The 17,347-nt window shown below is 70.9% G+C and carries 15 protein-coding genes and 1 pseudogene; 7 read left to right on the top strand and 9 right to left on the bottom strand.

Annotated elements, in window-relative coordinates:
* Positions 1-88: 88 nt before the first annotated feature.
* The 6 genes from ACFY0F_RS15120 to ACFY0F_RS15095 all read right to left on the bottom strand — a co-directional run bounded on the left by ACFY0F_RS15120 (position 89) and on the right by ACFY0F_RS15095 (position 6,801).
* Positions 89-1,693, bottom strand: coding sequence for an MFS transporter (locus ACFY0F_RS15120; protein ID WP_388793259.1), 1,605 nt, complete (start codon positions 1,691-1,693; stop codon positions 89-91).
* Between the two features lie 231 nt (positions 1,694-1,924).
* On the bottom strand, positions 1,925-2,776 hold the full coding sequence (locus ACFY0F_RS15115) for a PaaX family transcriptional regulator C-terminal domain-containing protein (protein ID WP_388793257.1): 852 nt from the start codon (positions 2,774-2,776) through the stop codon (positions 1,925-1,927).
* Between the two features lie 9 nt (positions 2,777-2,785).
* A complete protein-coding gene (locus ACFY0F_RS15110; protein ID WP_388793255.1) occupies positions 2,786-3,415 on the bottom strand; it encodes a flavin reductase family protein in 630 nt (209 codons plus the stop codon).
* Between the two features lie 9 nt (positions 3,416-3,424).
* On the bottom strand, positions 3,425-4,627 hold the full coding sequence (locus ACFY0F_RS15105; protein ID WP_388793253.1) for a PP2C family protein-serine/threonine phosphatase: 1,203 nt from the start codon (positions 4,625-4,627) through the stop codon (positions 3,425-3,427).
* Between the two features lie 189 nt (positions 4,628-4,816).
* Positions 4,817-6,430: a cation acetate symporter gene (locus ACFY0F_RS15100; protein WP_388793251.1), complete on the bottom strand. Its 1,614-nt coding sequence runs from the start codon at positions 6,428-6,430 to the stop codon at positions 4,817-4,819.
* Positions 6,427-6,801 carry a DUF485 domain-containing protein gene (locus ACFY0F_RS15095; protein ID WP_388793249.1) on the bottom strand — a complete coding sequence of 125 codons (375 nt, stop codon included), beginning with the start codon at positions 6,799-6,801 and terminating at the stop codon, positions 6,427-6,429. Before ACFY0F_RS15095 ends, ACFY0F_RS15100 begins: the two co-directional genes overlap by 4 nt.
* Positions 6,802-6,982: 181 nt before the next feature.
* Between ACFY0F_RS15095 and ACFY0F_RS15090 the strand changes: the two genes are divergently transcribed.
* The 4 genes and pseudogenes from ACFY0F_RS15090 (at position 6,983) to ACFY0F_RS15075 (ending at position 10,721) form a co-directional block, all read left to right on the top strand.
* On the top strand, positions 6,983-7,249 hold the full coding sequence (locus tag ACFY0F_RS15090; protein WP_388793247.1) for a DUF6400 family protein: 267 nt from the start codon (positions 6,983-6,985) through the stop codon (positions 7,247-7,249).
* Positions 7,236-7,463, top strand: coding sequence for a hypothetical protein (locus ACFY0F_RS15085; protein ID WP_388793245.1), 228 nt, complete (start codon positions 7,236-7,238; stop codon positions 7,461-7,463). Before ACFY0F_RS15090 ends, ACFY0F_RS15085 begins: the two co-directional genes overlap by 14 nt.
* A gap of 34 nt (positions 7,464-7,497) precedes the next feature.
* Positions 7,498-8,049, top strand: a pseudogene (locus ACFY0F_RS15080) (DUF2071 domain-containing protein).
* 353 nt (positions 8,050-8,402) lie between these two features.
* On the top strand, positions 8,403-10,721 hold the full coding sequence (locus ACFY0F_RS15075; RefSeq protein ID WP_388793244.1) for a Tat pathway signal sequence domain protein: 2,319 nt from the start codon (positions 8,403-8,405) through the stop codon (positions 10,719-10,721).
* A 120-nt stretch (positions 10,722-10,841) separates the two neighbouring features.
* Here ACFY0F_RS15075 and ACFY0F_RS15070 read toward each other — a convergent pair whose 3' ends face one another.
* Both ACFY0F_RS15070 and ACFY0F_RS15065 read right to left on the bottom strand, forming a co-directional pair.
* Positions 10,842-11,039, bottom strand: coding sequence for a hypothetical protein (locus ACFY0F_RS15070; protein WP_388793242.1), 198 nt, complete (start codon positions 11,037-11,039; stop codon positions 10,842-10,844).
* 335 nt (positions 11,040-11,374) lie between these two features.
* Entirely contained in the window at positions 11,375-12,733 is a 1,359-nt protein-coding gene (locus ACFY0F_RS15065; protein ID WP_388793240.1) for a PP2C family protein-serine/threonine phosphatase, read from the bottom strand.
* Between the two features lie 173 nt (positions 12,734-12,906).
* Here ACFY0F_RS15065 and ACFY0F_RS15060 point away from each other — a divergent pair, with 173 nt between their 5' ends.
* A complete protein-coding gene (locus tag ACFY0F_RS15060) occupies positions 12,907-13,719 on the top strand; it encodes an SAM-dependent methyltransferase (RefSeq protein WP_388793239.1) in 813 nt (270 codons plus the stop codon).
* Between the two features lie 66 nt (positions 13,720-13,785).
* Positions 13,786-14,565, top strand: a complete 780-nt coding sequence (locus ACFY0F_RS15055; RefSeq protein WP_388793237.1) for an SDR family NAD(P)-dependent oxidoreductase — start codon at positions 13,786-13,788, stop codon at positions 14,563-14,565.
* A 32-nt stretch (positions 14,566-14,597) separates the two neighbouring features.
* Here the strand turns inward: ACFY0F_RS15055 and ACFY0F_RS15050 are convergent, their stop codons facing one another.
* Positions 14,598-14,885 carry a DUF1905 domain-containing protein gene (locus ACFY0F_RS15050; RefSeq protein WP_388793235.1) on the bottom strand — a complete coding sequence of 96 codons (288 nt, stop codon included), beginning with the start codon at positions 14,883-14,885 and terminating at the stop codon, positions 14,598-14,600.
* Between the two features lie 180 nt (positions 14,886-15,065).
* Between ACFY0F_RS15050 and ACFY0F_RS15045 the strand changes: the two genes are divergently transcribed.
* Positions 15,066-17,258 (top strand): MMPL family transporter, encoded by a 2,193-nt coding sequence (locus tag ACFY0F_RS15045; protein ID WP_388793233.1) that lies wholly within the window; start codon positions 15,066-15,068, stop codon positions 17,256-17,258.
* Positions 17,259-17,347 lie beyond the last annotated feature (89 nt).

The following is a 17,347-nucleotide window of genomic DNA, read 5'->3' as shown; positions in this document are numbered from 1 at the left end:
ACCACATGACCGCGTTCCCGGGGGCAGGCCCTGGGAACGCGGTCGCGTCCGGTGCCGAGTCGCGTCGGCCGCCCCGGCGTGGCCGTCCTCAGACCGCCGCGGGCCGCTCCTGAGCGGCGATGCCGGCCGCGGCCTGTTCGTCGCCCTTGCCGCGCAGGGCGATCAGGGACAGCAGGCAGCAGGCCAGGGCGGCGATGCCGCAGACCACGTAGCCGATCGCGTAGCCGTTGCCGAGGGCGTCCAGGGCGATGGGGGACGCTCCCCCGGGAGGAGAGGCCGGGGGGACCGAGTTGACCGCGAGCGGTCCGCCTTCGGCCGCGACCTGGCCGGCGGCCGCCTTGACCTGGGCGCTCAGGCCGGAGGCGGCCAGCTTCTGGTGGAACTCGTCGGCCGCGCGGCTCAGGGCGATCGCCCCGATGACGGCCGGGCCGAGCGTGAAGCCGAAGTCGCGCAGCAGGCTCGTGGAGGCGCTGGCCATGCCGGCGTAGTGGACGGGGACCGTGTTGACGGCGGTCACGGTGATCGAGGAGACGGTGAGCGCGAAGCCGATGCCGACCAGACCGAGGGGAAGGACGAGTGAGGTCAGGGCGCGGTCGGCGACCGGCATCGTGGCGGCGATGAAGTCGCCCACGGCCATCAGCGCCAGACCGGAGCCGAGCACCCAGCGCGCGCTGACACGCTCCAGCAGCCGGGCGATCACCGGCAGCAGCAGGAACGTCCAGGCGTTGAGGAGGACGAAGGCGAACGAGCCGCGCAGCGGGCTCTGGTGCTGGATGGGACCGAGCCGGATGCTGGTCGCGTAGGCGGTGCCGAGGTAGCTGAACATGCCGACCACGGCCACGAACGACGCCACCGCGAACGCGCGGTTGGTGAACAGGTCGAGGCGCAGCAGTGGCGAGTCCGAGCGCAGCTCGGCCACGATGAACAGAGAGACGAAGACGGCGGCGACCACATACGCGATGACCACCGGAGTGGCGGTCCAGCCGTCCGACGGGCCCTGGATCACCGCGTACAGCAGGGCGAACAGGCCGACACCGATGGTCACCTGCCCCGCGAGGTCGAGCGAACGGCCCTGAGGGGCGCTGGAGTTCTGCGCGAGGAACTGGCTGAGCAGGGTGCTGACGACAGCGAGCCCGGTCACCACGACGAACGCCCAGCGCCAGGAGCCGTAGTTCCCGGTCACCCCGCCGAGGACGGGGGCTACGATACCGCCGCCGGACAGGCACGCGGCCCAGATGGCGATCGTACGGGCCCGGTCACGAGCGGTGTGGGTGCCCGCCGCGATGACCGCGAGCGATGTGGGGAACAGCGCGGCCGCGCCCAGACCGGCGATCGCCTGGCCCACCCAGAGCATGTGGATGCCGTTGCCGGCGGCGGCCAGGGCCTCGCCGACGACCAGCAGTGCTCCGCCGCCGACCAGCAGATGCTTGCGTCCGAAGAGGTCGCCGAGGACGCCGAAGGTCAGTTCCAGGACGGTGACGGGCAGCAGGAACGCGTCGGATATCCAGGTGAGCTGGGAGCCGACCGGGTGCAGGTCCTCCTGGAAGAGCCCGTTGAGGGTGGCCGGCATGGCCAGGGCGACCTGGGCCAGCAGGACGGCGAAGCAGCCGGCCACGAGGGTGCCGACGGGCAGGCCGCCGGATGCCGGCCGGGCGGCGGTGGAGTCGACTTGGGTGCGCGTTTCAGTGGACACGTGGGCTCCCCTTTGAGCGGCGGAGATGCGAGGTGTGCGCGACGTGCGCGAGAGCTGTGGGGACGACGGCGCCGAGAACGCGATGAATGTAGGGCAGTTTTTCGACCACGGTCAATAGAGTGCCCAATGTCGATCGCGATGTGCGCTCGATCCGGTCGATGCGGTCCGTGCGCGGGCATGCCGAAGCGGGCCCGCGCCGGAACTCGGCCGCGGGCCCGGATGCCGTCCGGCTCACTCCGGCGGGGCGCCGGGGGTGATCATGTCGAGGGTGCCGGCGGCCTGCCGCCGGGCCGGTTCCTCGTACCGTCGCGCCAGCGTCTGGAACAAGTGCTCCGCCCGGCCCGCCGGCCAGTCCTCGGGCAGGTGCTCGGCGGGCAGATGCGGGTCCTGGCGTACCTGCTCCAGCCAGTCCGTGTGCAGCAACAACTGCCGAACGAGCGCGCCCGTGTCGTCGGCGACGTCCGGTACCTCGGCGTCCATGCCCCACCGGGTGAGGAACTCCTCGTAGCCCTTGGCGATGGCCTCGACGTCGAACGCCGTCAGAAGCACGGTGCGTGCCTCGGTCGGGGCCCCGGCCACGGCGCCCTGGAACACCCGCAGATAGGGGTCCAGGCCGAGGCCCGCCACCACCTCGGGCACATCCACCGTTCCCGGTGCCACCCAGAGTCCGTTCTGCAGCGGGCCGAACCCGTTCCACACCAGCCGGGAGCGCAGATCGTGCCGCTCACTGCGCCAGGCCTCGGGCAGCGAGAAACCCACCAGGGTCCAGGTGCCGTCCCAGGTCCGGTTGACCGCTCCCGTCCGCCAGATCCGGTCGTGTCCTTCCCGCAGCACACCGACGGCCCGTGGAGTCAGACCGAAGTACGTCTTGCGGCCCCGCCGGTGCCGCTCCAGCAGACCGCGTTTGACCATGCGGGTGAGCGTGGACCGCACGGCCTCCTCGGTGATCCCGGCCTGCGCGAAGACGTCGATCAGGCTGCTGGACGACAGGGCGATGTCCCGGCCGAGGACGTGGATGCCGAAGAAGCTGAGCATCAGCGACTGCGGCCGGGGAGCACTGCCTGCCTGATCGAAGCTGGTCACGGGCCAAGACTAGTCAGCGTGGGACCGCATCCGGTCGGGGGACCAGTCCCGGTGGGGTATGCGCGCCAGTTCGTGGATCTCTCCGACCGTGCCCCACTCGTTCCCGCCCAGCCGGGCCAGGGGGCGCAGCAGCCCGATGTCCGGGCGGCCGTCCACCAGTACGGTGTCACTCACCGCGGCGTGCACGACCCGGCCGAACACCACCGTCGAGTTGCCCAGCCCGAGCGTCGCGTGCAGCGTGCACTCGAGCACCACCGGGGACGCTGCCACCCGGGGCGGCCGCACCCGCAGTGACGGTTCCTGTTCGATGCCCACGGCGTCGAACTCGCCCTCGTCGGCGGGAAAGTCGGTCGCGGTGGCGTTGATCTGCTCGAAGAGCGGCTCGGGAGCGAAGTTGACCACGAACTCACCGGTCGCCTCCACGTTGCGCAGTGAGTCCTTGCGCCCGACGGAGGTGAACTGGACGACCGGCGGGTCGGTGGAGGCGACGGTGAAGAACGAGTGGGGTGCCAGGTTGGCCGTCCGGCCGTCCGCCGTGAGGGTCGAGACCCAGGCGATCGGCCGGGGCACGATCACCGCCGTGAGCAGACGGTAGAACGAACCAGGGTCCATGGATTCCGGTGAGTGGTCGACGCGCATGACAGCACGCTATCCGTCGTCCCCGTAGAACCCTCCGGCGGGCGGTGCGGGCGGTTCCTCGGGGAGCAGCCGGGCGGTGAGTGCGGCGATGTCGTCCTGCAGGCGGTCCTGGCTGTGGACGAGCAGGTCGTGGTGGAGCCGCTGCAGGAGTTCACGGGGTGGCAGCGGGCCCCAGGAGTGCAGCCGCTCGAGCAGGGGGTAGAACGAGCCGGCCGGGTCGCGGGTCTCCGTGATGCCGTCCGTGTACAGCAGGAGCTGGTCGCCGGGGCGGAACGGGTAGGTGTCGACCTGGTACGGGTCCGGGACGAGCATGCCCAGGTTCAGGGGCGGAGCGGACCGCCCCCGGTCCAGTTCCCGTACCTCGCCGGTGCGGATGAGCAGTGGGGGCGGGTGGCCGCAGTTGACGACGCGGACATGGTGGCCGTCGGCGGGGATCTCGGCGAACACCGCGGTGACGAACCGTTCGTCCTTCTCGCTCCCGGCGAGCTGTGCCGCCCTGCGGATCATGCTCGTCTCCACGTGGTGCGCCAGGGAGGGCAGGTCGGGTTCGTCATGGGCCGCCTCGCGGAAGGCGCCCAGCAGGGCGGCCGCGGTCTCCACGGCGAGCAGCCCCTTGCCGCGCACGTCGCCGATGAGGAGCCGGACACCGTGGGCGGTGGGGAGGGCCTCGTAGAGGTCCCCGCCGATCCGCGCCTCCGCGGTGGCGGAGAGGTAGAGGCTGTCCAGCAGCAGGTCGCCGATCCGGTGCGGAACGGGCCTGAGCAGCACGCGCTGGGCGATGTCGGCCACGAAGCGCACGTCGGCGAGGGTGCGCTCCCGGCGGGTGCGGTGCACGGCGAGGATGGTGCCGAGGCTGCCCACCAGGACGGTGCACACGTAGGCGGCCACGTAGTGGCGGTCCCACAGGTAGCCGACGGAGCGGCCCGCACAGCACGGAGTGCCGGCCAGCAAGGCTTCGAAGAGGACGGCGAACACCGTGGTGCCGGCGACGGTCACGGGCCCGTGGGCGAAGGCGGTCACCAGGGGCAGGGCGATGAGTACGAAGCTCACCGGCCAGTCGACGGGCGTGATCGGTTCGAGCAGCAGAACGGCGATGACGTACAGGACCGGAAGCCAGCGCATCCACGCCGGGGGAGCGGGCGGCCGGGTCCGCGCCGTGCTGCCCGCCGGTGACTCGAAGCGGTCCGCGTGGGAGCCGCGGCCGTGCCTCACCCCGCGCTCCCACGTGCGCGCACGCCCGGGTCGGCGGGCGGACGACATGCCTGACGGCTCGGCTCATGCGGCCTGCGCACAAGGGACTCCTGGCAGGGCGATCTCGACAAGAGGTCCAGCCTGCCGTGCCGGGGTCCGGCGCACCGGGGATTGCTCCACCGGGCGGCATGGCGAAGCGGCTTCTCGGGGCTACTGCCGGAGTCTGCGCCGCGGACCGGCGAGGATCAGCGGTTCGACGGCCTCGTACCGGGCGCGTGCCTCCTGCCGGGCGCGCCGCCCCGGCAGCATCGTGCCGAGCCAGCCGAGCGCGAAACCGAGCGGAATGGACACCAGGCCGGTAGTGGTGAACGGGAACCAGTTGAAGTCGGCGTCGGGGAACGCCGCCGTGGGGGAGCCGGAGACCAGGTTGGTGCCCGGCATCAGCACCAGTACCGCCGTCGAGCCGCCGATGAGGGTGCACAGCAGGCCTGCGCGGGTGAAGCGGCGCCAGAACAGGCTGTAGACCAGTGCCGGTGCGATGGCCGAGGCCGCCAGGCAGAACGAGAGGGTCGCCAGCGGTTGCAGGCTGCGGTGCTGGACGAGTGCGGCGAGCAGGATCACCGGAGCTCCGACCGCGACAGCCGACACCCGCGCGACGGTCGACTCGGCGACCGGGGTCATGCCCGAGCGACGGGACGCGATCACGTCGTGCGCCAGGGAGTTGGCGCAGGAGAGCGTCATGCTGGCGACCGAGGCGAGCAGGGTGAGGAAGATGGCGGTGGTGACCGCGGTGAACAGCAGGGTCTCCGGGCGGGACACGTGCGCGCCGAAGACGGCCCGCGACGCCAGCAGGTAGGCCGTGTTGCCCCGTGGGTCCTGGGCGGCGATCCCGGAGCGGCCCACCAACGCCGTCGCCCCCACCCCGATCACCGTGATGACGAGGACGAACAGGGCCACGGACGACACCGCCCAGGACATCGACCGCCGTACCTGGCGCGCGCTGTCGGCGGTGTACATGCGCATGGTGACATGAGGGAGGCAGGCGCCGCCGAGCACGATGGCGAACTGGGTGGTCACCATGTCCAGCCGGGGATGCGGACCACCGGCGAACTGCAGACCGCTGCGCATGAAGGCCCCGCCGGCCCCGCTGCGCTCGGCGGCCGCGCCGAACAGGGCGGAGGGGCTGAAATCGAAGGTGCGCAGCACGAGCACGGCGATGACGACGCCGGATCCCAGCAGCGCCACCATCTTCAGGATGTGCAGCAGCGCCGTACCCCGCATACCGCCGATGGCCGCGTACACGATCATCAAGGCACCCGCTCCGACGATGCAGCCGGTCTTCAGGGCCGTGCTGGAGAAACCCAGGATGAAGGCCAGCAGCTGTCCGGTGCTGGCCAGCTGGACCAGCATCATCGGCACCAGTGAGGCGATGGTGACGAGACAGGCCGCGACCCGTACCGGCCGTCCGGGCATGCGCCGCGCCAGTGCGTCCCCCATGGTGAACCGGCCCGTGTTGCGCAGCGGTTCGGCCAGCAGGAACATCAGGACCAGAAGCGACAGCAGGGTGCTGACGGCGAGCACGACGCCGTCGTAGCCGCACAGTGCGATGACCCCGCCGATGGTCAGCACGGTCGCCGCGGAGATGTAGTCGCCCGCGATCGCGAGCCCGTTGCGCAAGGGGGACAGCGACCGGTAACCGGTGTAGAACTCGTCCAGGTCGTCCTGGTCCGGGCCGGTGAGCACGCACAGCAGCAGTGTCACGGTGACGGCGGCGCAGAAGGCGACCAGCGACCATGCCTCTGCGGTCCTGCCGAAGCCGGTCACGGGAGCCGCTCCCGTCCGGCCGCGGCGGCCCACGGGGCGTGCCGGGTGACCCGGAAGGCCATGGGATCCACATAGCGCCGTGCGGTGCGTTCGTACAGCAGCACGGCGAGCCAGGTGACGGGAACGTGGGAGAGCGCCAGGACGAGGCCGGCCGGCAGTCCGCCGAGGAGCGGGCGGGCCATGAGCCCGGGGCAGCCGGCGGACAGGACCAGGAAGGCCGTGAAATAGCCGAGTGCCAGCAGGGTGGTCACCCGGCGCTGTAATCGATACCTGCGTCGCAGCCGCCGAAGGTCGCCGTGGTGCGGCTGGGCATGGGCATCGGCGTGGGGCATCCGGAACTCCAGGTGGGGGAGCGGCTCGGGTCCTCGCACGCTATTCGTCCCTGCGTACGACTAGGAGTGTTTTTCCGGAAGTGCCTGGTAGAAAGCGTGTACGACGGGATTCCCCCTTGTTTCCTTTGTGTCCTGGGAGGCTTCAGTGCCCCGCGAGGCCCCTGTGACTTCCCCCACCTGCTCTTGCCCGGGACCGGGAAGGCTTCCTACGTTCGGTCGCATGTCCTCCGCAGACCGACCCGGTCCCCCCGCACCGGTCGCACCGGTCGAATTCGCCGTCGACCTGAGCGCGCACGAGATGCTCCGGCGCACCCATGTCATGTCCGCCCTCGGTACCGGCTGGGACCCCGCGGCGGCGCTGCGCGGCGAGGAGGAGGCGTACGAGCTGCTGTACTCCGGCCTGAGCGAGGAGCAGCAGCGCCTGTACGACGAACTGGTGTCGGCCGGTGTGCTCCCGGCGCGAGGGGGCGGCCATGCTGCCGCTTGATCCGCAGGCCGACATCGGGCGGCGGGCCTGGGTGGACTGCCCGAACTGCGACGACTGGCGCGGGTGCGCCGCCTGCGAGCAGGGACGTACCTGCACTACGCACTGGCGCTACCTGCTGTCGAACACCGGCAGCCTGCTCCATCTGCAGTGCCCGTCGTGCACCCACATCTGGTCCCACGAGACCTGGTTCGGCGCCACCCGCTCCGACGGGTAGCCGTCGCCGCCGACGCCTCTGCCGTCCTGGCGCCGTGCAGCAGCCGACCCCCATCACTCCGGACGCCCCGGCGGCCGTACGCGCCCCGCTCCTCACCCAGCAGTGGCTCGACCTGCGCTTCGTCCACTGGGCCGTCGCACCGTAAGCCGTGGCCGGGCTGCTGCCCGGCGGAACCGTTCCCGACGTGTGCGACGGGGTCACGTACGTGGGACTCGTCGCCTTCCGGATGCGCAGGGTCGGATGGCTCGGGTTGCCCTACCTCTGGTCCGGATGAGGGTCCGCACCGCCGGTGACACCGTGACCTGCACGAGCTCCCGCCGGTGGCCCGGCCCGCGTGGCGCGCGCAGCCGGATCACCGTGTGCAGGGGTGAACGCATCGCGCGGCCCACGGAGCTGGAGCCATCTGCCCGACCACCATCCCCGCCGGCCTCTGTACCGCGCCGAGCTGCTCGGCTGCGAGGAGAACCTGCTCGCGGCCGCGGGCCTGCCCACACCTCGTGAGGCGCCGGTCAGCGTTCTGTACTCCCCGGGCGTCCCGGTCCGCCTGGGCGGCCCACTCCGCCCGGCAGGTATCCCCACCCCTTGAGCGGAGGGCAGCACGCTCCGGGGCAGTCGCCCGCAGAACGAAACCCCTGCCGGGTCGTTGACAACGTACGGCAGGTACCCCGAGCTCGGGGTCGACTCGGCAGGGGGCAGGGTGGATCGGCTCGTGGGGAGAGTGGCGTCAATCACCCGGTCCGACTTCGTGGTCCCTGTGTGGCCGGTGGGTCGTCGAACCGTCGGCGCAGGGCGGTGGCCGTTTCGGGGGCGATCCGGCTCGAGGGGTGAGGACCACGTCCATACACCCGATCTATCTCGCCGTGTTGACGAGTATCAGTCGCATCTCTACGTTGCATCACGGTATAGCTCCGATGAATCACCGAGCCGCCGGGAGGCATCGTGCCCAGCCCGTCCAGACGTACCGTCCTCACCACCGGTTCCGCCCTGGGCGGCGCGCTGCTCGCCTCAGGCCTGCCCACGCCGGCTGCGGCGGCCGACCGTGCCGAGCCCGCCGCGCACCCCTCGGACCCGTGGCGCACTGTCCTGGACGACGCCGATCTGGTCTGGGAGCGGATGCCGGCCACCTGGTACGAGGGCCCGTTCCTCGGCAACGGCTTCCTCGGATCGGGGATCTACGCCGAGCCCAACGCCGCGTCGAAGGCCGTACGCTTCAACATCCAGCACTCCGAAGTCCAGGACCACCGCCCGGAGTTCGGCTCGCTCTTCGGTCTGGCCCGGCTGCCGATCGGGTACTTCACCCTGGAGCCGGTGGGCACGATCACCGGCCTCGACTGGCGGCTCGCGCTGCACGACGCCGAGCTGACCGGCACGCTCACCACCGACAAGGGCACTCTGGCCCTGCGCGCCCTGGTGCACAACGACCGCTCGGTACTCGCCGTGGAGGTCACGCCCAGCGAGGGCGAGCGCGGGTTCCGGTGGGTGTTCCATCCCGCGGACGCCATCAGTCCGCGTGCCGCCTTCAAACCGCTGCCGGACGGCTACCAGGGCAACCCGCCCGCCGAGGTCGCCGACCACGACGGTGTGACCACCGCCGTGCAACCGCTGCTGGCGGGCGGACAGCACGTCACCGCGTGGCGGGAGCGCAGCAGCGGCCGGACACGGACGCTGTACGCGCACGTCGCGCACTCCTATCCGCACACCACGGCCCTGGGCCGGGCCCTGAAGGTGATCCGCGGCACCGCCCGACTCTCCTACTCCGCGCTGGCGGTGACCCACCGCGCCTGGTGGCAATCCTACTACCGCAAGAGCTTCCTTTCCGTGCCCGACGCCCGGATCCAGCGCTTCTACTGGATCCAGCTCTACAAGGCCGCCTCGGCCGCCCGCCGCGACGCCCCCGTGATGGCGACGAGCGGCCCCTGGCTGGAACCCACCCCGTGGCCCAACACGTGGTGGAACCTCAACGCCCAACTGGAGTACTGGCTCGTCCACGGCTCCAACCACCTCGAACTCGACGCGATCACCCGGGCGCTCGGCGAGTTCAGGGACAACCTCGCCAAGGAGGTCGCGCAGCCCTACCGCGCCGACTCGCTCGGCATCCCCCGCACCACCGACCCCCACCTGGTCAACGGCGCGGCCGGCACGCTCACGGGCTACGGTGTCGGCATCCCCGGCCAGGACCCGCCGACCCCCGAAGTCGGCAACCTCACCTGGGCGCTGCACAACGTCTGGCTCAGCTACCGGCACACCATGGACGAGTCGATCCTGCGGGACGTCCTCTTCCCGCTGCTGCGCAAGGCGATCAACTACTACCTGCACTTCCTCGAGCCCGGCCCGGACGGCAGACTGCACCTGCCCGCCACCTTCTCCCCGGAGTACGGCGGCGACTCGCGCGACTGCAACTACGACCTCATGCTCCTGACCTGGGGCTGCCGTACGCTCCTCGAATCCGCCCAACTCCTCGGCGTCGACGACCCGCTGACCCCCCGCTGGCGCGAAGTGCTGGCCAGACGGGCGCCCTATCCGACGGACGGGAACGGCTTCATGATCGGCGCCGACATCCCCTTCGCCAAGTCCCACCGTCACTACTCGCATCTGCTCGCGGTCTACCCGCTGTACGAGGTGACCGGCCGCACCCCCGACGAACGCGCCCTGATCGAGCGGTCCCTGGCGCACTGGGTGGGCTTCGAGGGCGCCCTGCAGGGCTACACCTTCACCGGCGCCGCCTCGATGTCGGCGCTGCTGGGCAAGGGCGAGGACGCGCTGAAGTACCTCGGTGAGCTGATGACCCGCTTCATCCGGCCGAACACCATGTACCAGGAGTCCGGCCCGGTCATCGAGACCCCGCTGTCGGCGGCCCAGTCCCTGCACGACATGGTCTGCCAGTCCTGGGGCGGGATCATCAGGGTCTTCCCGGCGCTGCCCCACGCCTGGGCCGACCTGACCGTTCATCAGTTCCGTACCGAGGGTGCCTTCCTGCTGAGCGCGGTCCGCCGGGGCGGCACCACTCGCTGGGTGCGACTGGTCAGCGAGGCGGGCGCGTCCTGCGTCGTACGGCACGGGATCGCGGGGCCGGTCGACGTACGGGACGGGCGGGGCCGCCCCCTGCGGCACGCCGACGCCGGCGACGGTGCCCTTGGGATCGCCCTGCGCAAGGGGGAGTCGGCGCTGATCACGGCGAGGGGCGACCGGCCCGACCTGACCGTCGCACCCGTGAGCCCGAACGAGGACGCGCCCCGCTGGGGCCTGCCCCTCATCTGACCGCCGTCGCCGCTCGAACCGGACAGGCCCCGAACCGGACAGGCCCCGAACCGGACAGGCCCCGAACCGGACAGGCCCCGGATCGGATGATCCGGGGCCCGTGGAGGCGAGACGTCGCCGTCAGCCGGCGGAGGCGTTGAGGAACCCGCCGGCAGCGACACCCTCGGGCGAGGCGACGGCCAGAACATCGGCGCAGAGGTCGGCAATGGGCGTCTCGACATGCAGACCGCCGGAGCCGCCGGCCGCCATACCACCGGAGACGTTGTCCAGGTCGGCGTCGGAGATCACGGCCGTTTCCACCCGGGGGGCGAGGTTCATGAGGTGCTGTTCCCTTCGCATAGGCACTTCTTCCGTGGCTCGGTCCACCGTTCGGGTCCCGGTGACGGGATCGGCTCCGGTGACCTGCGCCACGCGAAGGATCAAAGCACGCCCACCACGGGACGGCGAGTCGCGCGGGGCGCGAACGGCACGCGCGGCGCTTTCCGTCTTCACCGGAGTGAGGGGGCGGTGACCGTGCCCGCCGACTCCTTCACACGGCCTGCGACGGGGGTGCATGAGCGAGCGCGGCCACCGGCCCACGGGTGGGACACTTCCACGCGAATCCACCTCCCGTCGAGAAGGCCCTGAGGGCTGTTCAGGCGCCCAGTGGCCGGTCAGGGAGCGGTGTGCAGGTTTGCCGGATGTTCTGAAACCGGCTGCAACGCGGCGAGCAGCAGCGTCCGGTCGTCCCTCCCGGCCGGGGTGCTCGGGGTGTGCAGCAGTCGCCGGCACAGCGCGTGCAGCGACTCCTGGCTGTGTGCGGTCGTGGTCGTGGCCGAGTCCAGGGCGAGCGCGAGCCGGGCGATCCCCTGGTCGATGTCCGTCTGACGGGACTCGACCAGGCCGTCGCTGTAGAGGACGAGCAACGCCGGCTCCGGCACGTGCAGCACCGTGGCCTCGTAGGTGCCCGCCCCGAGTCCCAGGGGCAGGCCGGCACTGGTGAGCGTGACGGGGGTGGAGCGCCCGTCCGGGCCACGGATCAGTGGGGGAGGGTGCCCGGCGCCGACCAGCGTGCACAGGCGCCGCCGAGCGTCCCACTCGGCGTAGACACAGGTCGCGAACGACGCCCCCGGGGTGTCACAGGCAAGCGCGTCGAGCCGGCGCATGAGGTCCACCGGTGGCATGTCGAGCCCCGCCAGGGCGCGGACGGCGGTGCGCAGCTGGATCATGGCGACCGCCGCCTCCGGGCCATGGCCCATCGCGTCCCCGACGACGAGGCTGATCCGCCCTCCCGGCCGGGGCAGGACGTCGAACCAGTCACCGCCGATGATGTCGCCGTCTCCAGCCGGCAGATAGCCGTGGGCGATCCGGCAGCCCGGGAACTCCGGTGCGGCGGCGGGCAGCAGGCTGGCGCGGATGGCCAGTGCCGTGCGGCGCTCCCGCTCGTAGCGGCGCGCGTTGTCCAGTGCCACACAGGCGCGCGCCGCCAGCCGCTCCACGGCCCCGGCGTCCTCGGCCGTGAACGGAGCCCGCGCCGGCCCTCGCGTGCAGGCGATGAATCCGACGGCGACGTCCGCCAGATGCAGCGGAGCCACCAGGAAGGAGACCGTGTTCAGCAGGTTCTCGATACGGCCCTCGTCGTCCGTGAGTGAGCCGAGCCGCTCCGAGGTGTGCGTGTCGACGGCGTCGAGCAGTTGGGTGCGCCGGGTGGCGAGAGCGCGCGCGTACGGGGTCTCGCGGGGAAAGACGATCACTTCCCCGAGCGGCAGCAGCGGCTCCCAGTCGTCGGCGGTGTCCGAACCCACGCGTATCGCGAGGCGGCGGGCCTCGAACTGCGGCGGATCCGCGGACACCGAGCTGTTCTCCCCCTGCAGCCACCGCTCCAGCAGGTAGACCGACGCCGCGTCGCAGAACCCCGGTGCCAGCGCCCGCACGACATGACCACCGGTCAGCCGTAGATCGAGCTCCGAGCCGATGTCCTCGGCCGCCGAGGAGAAGAAGGACCGCCGGGGGGAGGGCCCTGCGGGGGACACATCGGTGGATACGGCCGAGGGCGTCTCGTGGGGGTGTCCACGCGCTTCGTTCCGCAGGGTCGTGCCTTTCCGGATGGGGCCGCGTCGTGCGTGGCCGAGGACAGGCACCTCGCCACACCGTCGATCCACTATATGATGGTGAGTCAAGATCGCCTAGTGACAGGGGAGTTGTGGTGTCCACTGTTGAGGATCTCCCGGAGGGGATCGATCCGGACAAGGCGAGTGTCGCCCGCATGTACGACGCCATGCTGGGCGGGCAGCACAACTTCGCCATAGACCGGGAGGCGCTTGCCGCCTTCACGGCCATCGACCCCCAGGTCCGGATGCTCGCGCGGGCCAACCGCGCCTTCCTGGGCCGGGCCGTCCGCTTCCTCCTCGAGGCCGGAGTGCGTCAGTTCATAGACCTGGGCTCCGGCATACCCACCCAGGGCAACGTCCACGAGGTGGCGCAGGCGGTCAGGCCCGGGGCCCGGGTCGTCTATGTCGACAACGACCCCGTGGCCGTGGCGCACAGCGCGTCACTGCTGGCCGACAACCCGGACGCCGACATCGTCAACGCCGACATCCGCCGGCCTGCCGACATACTGTCCGCTCCGCAGGTGCGGGGGCTCATCGACTTCGATCAGCCCGTGGCCGTGCTGATGATCACGATCCTGCACTTCGTGTCGCCCGAGGAGGATCCGGCGGGCATCGTGGCCGCCTTCCGTGACGCACTGCCCGGTGAGGGCTGGCTGGCGATGACCCATGCCACGAACCAGGACCGCCCTCGGACGGCGGCGGCCGTGGGGCAGCTGTACCGCTCGCGGGCCAGCTCTCCGGTGACGGCCCGGTCCCGCGACGAGATCCTCGGCCTCTTCGACGGCTTCCGTCTCGTCGAGCCGGGCCTGGTCCACGTACCCCTGTGGCGCCCGGGACCGGAGGACCACGTCCCCGACGACCCGTCCGAGTACTGGGTGTACGCGGGCGTCGGCCGCAGGACGCCGTAGCCCGCCGAACAACGTGGATGCGGTCGCGGCATGCTGGGGCCGCGGTGTGTCGTCTAGGGTGCGGGAATGACGTCGCGGACCTACCTCTCCGAACTGTTCTCGCTCGACGGGCTGGTCGCCGCGGTGACCGGCGGCAGCTCCGGCATCGGCCGGGCCATCGCCGGGGCACTCGCCCACGCCGGAGCGAGCGTGGTGGTCGTGGCGCGCAAGGAGGCGGAACTGGCCTCCGCCGTCGACGAGTTGGCGGCGGACGGCTGCCGGGCTGCCTGGGTCGGCGCCGATCTGAGCACCCGCGACGGCGTGCGCGCGGCCGCCGAGGAGATGACCTCGGCGTTCGGGGAGCCGGACATCCTCGTCAACTCCGCGGGGATCAATCTGCGGCCCTCGCTGGGCGAGCTGGGGGAGGAGGTGTGGGACGCCACTATGGCGGTGAACCTGGAGGCGCCCTTCCTGCTGGGGCAGCGGTTCGGGCCCGGCATGGCCGAACGGGGCTTCGGGCGGATCATCCACATCACCTCCCAGCAGGCGCACCGGGCCTTCGTCCAAAGCGGCGCCTACGGCGTCTCCAAGGGCGCGTTGGAGTCGCTCGCCCGCTCCCAGGCCGAGGCCTGGTCTCCGTACGGCGTCACCTGCAACACCCTCGTGCCGGGGTTCGTCATGACGCCGCTGAACACCCACCTGTCGTCCGACCCCGAGAAGGTGACGGCGCTGGCGGCCCGCACCCTGGTCGGGCGCAACGGCTTCGCCGAGGACTTCGCCGGCGCCGCGGTGTTCCTGGCCGGCCGCGCCTCCGCCTATGTCACCGGTCAGTCGATCTTCGTCGACGGCGGTTTCTCCGTGCACTGAAGTGCATTGAAGTGCGCTGAAGTGCCGTGTAGTCAGAGGCGGACGGTCATCTCCACCGTCACGTCGTCGCCCGCCGACAGGCCCTGCGGTGTGCGGACGGCCGTTTTCAGCGGCAGCAGATAGCGGCCGTCCCTGGGGAAGAGCGATGTGGTGAAGACGCTCCCGCCGATCCGGGCCTCGACGGGAATCACCCCCCAGCCGTAGGTGGCCGCCACGGCCACCTCGCGGACGTCGGCGGACTGCTCGTCCGGCACGGTGACGAAGAAGTACGGCGACGGACCACGCCATTCGATCACCCGCCCGGTGAAGGACAGTTCCACGAGATCAGCCCCAACTCCGCCGAGATCAAATCCAGTTCAGCGTACACGTGACGGCCGGTACGATCGGATCTCAAGACAACCATTCGATCGGCCCGATGAGTTGAGGGCCGGTCGGGGTCGCCGATGCCGGGGTCCGCTCCCCGGGCTGCGGTGATCTTCCTACCCAGGAGGACCCCCCGCATGTTCCGAAGCATAGGGAACGCAGTCGTCCGACATCCCGTCTGGACGATCGTGGCATGGCTGATCGCGGCGGTGGCGATCGTCGCGACCGCGCCGAGCCTTCCCTCGAACAGCGACGAGAGCAGTTTCCTGCCCAAGAGTTACGAGTCGATCAAAGCGGCGCAGCTGCAGGAGAAGGCGTTCCCCAGCGCCTTCACCCCGTCCGCGATCGCGCTGTACCACCGCACCGACGGCGCCGAGCTGACCGCCGCCGACAAGAAGGACGTCGCCCGGATCACCTCCGAACTGGGCAAGAAGCACATCGACCAGGTGCAGAAGGTCGTCCCCGGCCAGCCGTCCAAGGACGGCAGGTACGCCCTGACCCTGGTCCAGATGGACAGCAAGAACGCCGGCCAGCCCAAACAGGCCGACGCCGCCAAGGTGTTGCGCGACGACGTCAAGCAACTGGCCAAGGGCACGCACCTGGACGTCAAACTCGGCGGCTCCGCCGCGCAGGCCCTCGACCAGCAGGACTCGTCCAAGCGCGGCCAGGCGCTGATCGGCATCGGCACCTTCGTGATCATCCTGGTCACCCTGTTGATCATCTTCCGGGCGCCGATCCTGGCTGTGCTGCCCCTGGTCCTGATCGGTCTGGTGGCCGCCATCGCCAACGGGCTGATCGCATACGCCACGAAGCTGTTCGACCTCCAGGCCAACAGTTCGATCTCGTCGATCCTGATCGTCGTGCTCTTCGGTGTCGGTACGGACTACTTCCTCTTCCTGATGTTCCGTTACCGTGAACGGCTGCGTGCCGGCGACGACCACAAGCAGGCCATGGTCAACGCGGTGGGGCGGGTCGGCGAGGCCATCGCCTCGGCCGCCGGAGCGGTCATCATCGCCTTCCTCGCGCTGGTGCTGTCCACGCTGGGCTTCCTCAAGCAGATGGGCCCGGCACTCGCCATCGCGGTCGCGGCCACCCTGGTCGCGGGCCTGACGCTGATCCCGGCCGTCGTCTCACTCATCGGGCCCAAGGTGTTCTGGCCCTCCAAGTCCTGGCAACGCGAGCCGGAGGGCGCCCGTTTCGCCGCCCTCGGCCGTGGTGTGCAGCGCCGCCCGGCGCTGACCGCCGTGGTCTCCGGCCTCGTCCTCATCGTGCTGTCCCTCGGTACGTTCGGCTACAAGGCGACCTTCGATCTGGCGTCGGGCTCCATGCCCAAGACCAAGGAGTCCATGGTCGTCCAGGACGAGATGCAGAAGGCGTACTCGGCGGGCGCCGCCGCGCCCACCGACGTCTACCTGTCCAGCACCGACGGCAAGCCGCTGGACAAGTCCGCCTTCGACGCGTTCGCGAACAAACTCGGCGCGGTGGACGGCGTGGCGAGCGCCCGCATGACCCAGGTGAATCAGGCCGGCACCACCGCGGACTTCACCGTCACCCTCAAGTACGAGGCGTCGACGGACAAGGCGATCGACGCCGTGGGCAGGGTGCGCGACGTCGCACACTCCGACGCCCCCGATGGCACCGAGGCCCTCGTCGGCGGCATGTCCTCGATCTACAAGGACATCAACGCCGCGGTCAACCACGACTACCGGACGGTCTTCCCCGTCGCCGCCGCCCTGATCATGGTCATCCTGGGCCTGCTGCTGCGCAGCGTGGTCGCCCCCCTGTACCTGATGGCCTCGGTGGGCCTCGGCTTCGGCGCCACCCTCGGCGCCACCGTGTGGATCTTCCAGGAAGGACAGGGACACTCGGGTCTGATGTTCATGCTCCCGGTGATCATGTACTTGTTCGTGGTCGCCATCGGCACCGACTACAACATCCTGATGATCGCCCGGCTCCGCGAGGAGGCCCGCGAGGGCCGTGAACCGCGGGAGGCGGCCGGCATGGCGCTCCGGCACGCCGGACCCACCGTGGCCGCAGCGGGCTTCATCCTGGCGGCGACCTTCGCCACGATGATGCTGGCGGGCAACTCGCTCCTCACGGAGATGGGCTTCGCCGTCTCCTCCGGCATCGCGGTCGCCGCGTTCGTCATGGCGATGTTCTTCACCCCGAGCCTCACCGCACTCATCGGCCACGCGGCCTGGTGGCCCGGACACGGCGACCGGGCCGAGGAAGCGGCGCCCGGCACAGCCGCCGCGTCCACCGGTTCCGGACGGCTGCCCGGTGAGGACAGGGACGGCACCGCCCACGATCCGTCGGTGCGCCGGGGCTAGGGCCTGTCCGGCGGATCAGGTCGCAGGGCACGGGCGGTGCCTCATCGGCGCTGGTGAGCGGGGCGAATGGGGGTGCCCCCGCGCGAGCT

This window comes from Streptomyces sp. NPDC001544 (genome assembly GCF_042894285.1).
Classification (GTDB): Bacteria; Actinomycetota; Actinomycetes; order Streptomycetales; family Streptomycetaceae; genus Streptomyces.
Note: the sequence above shows the minus strand (reverse complement) of the source record. Positions and strands in the feature narration are given on the sequence as shown.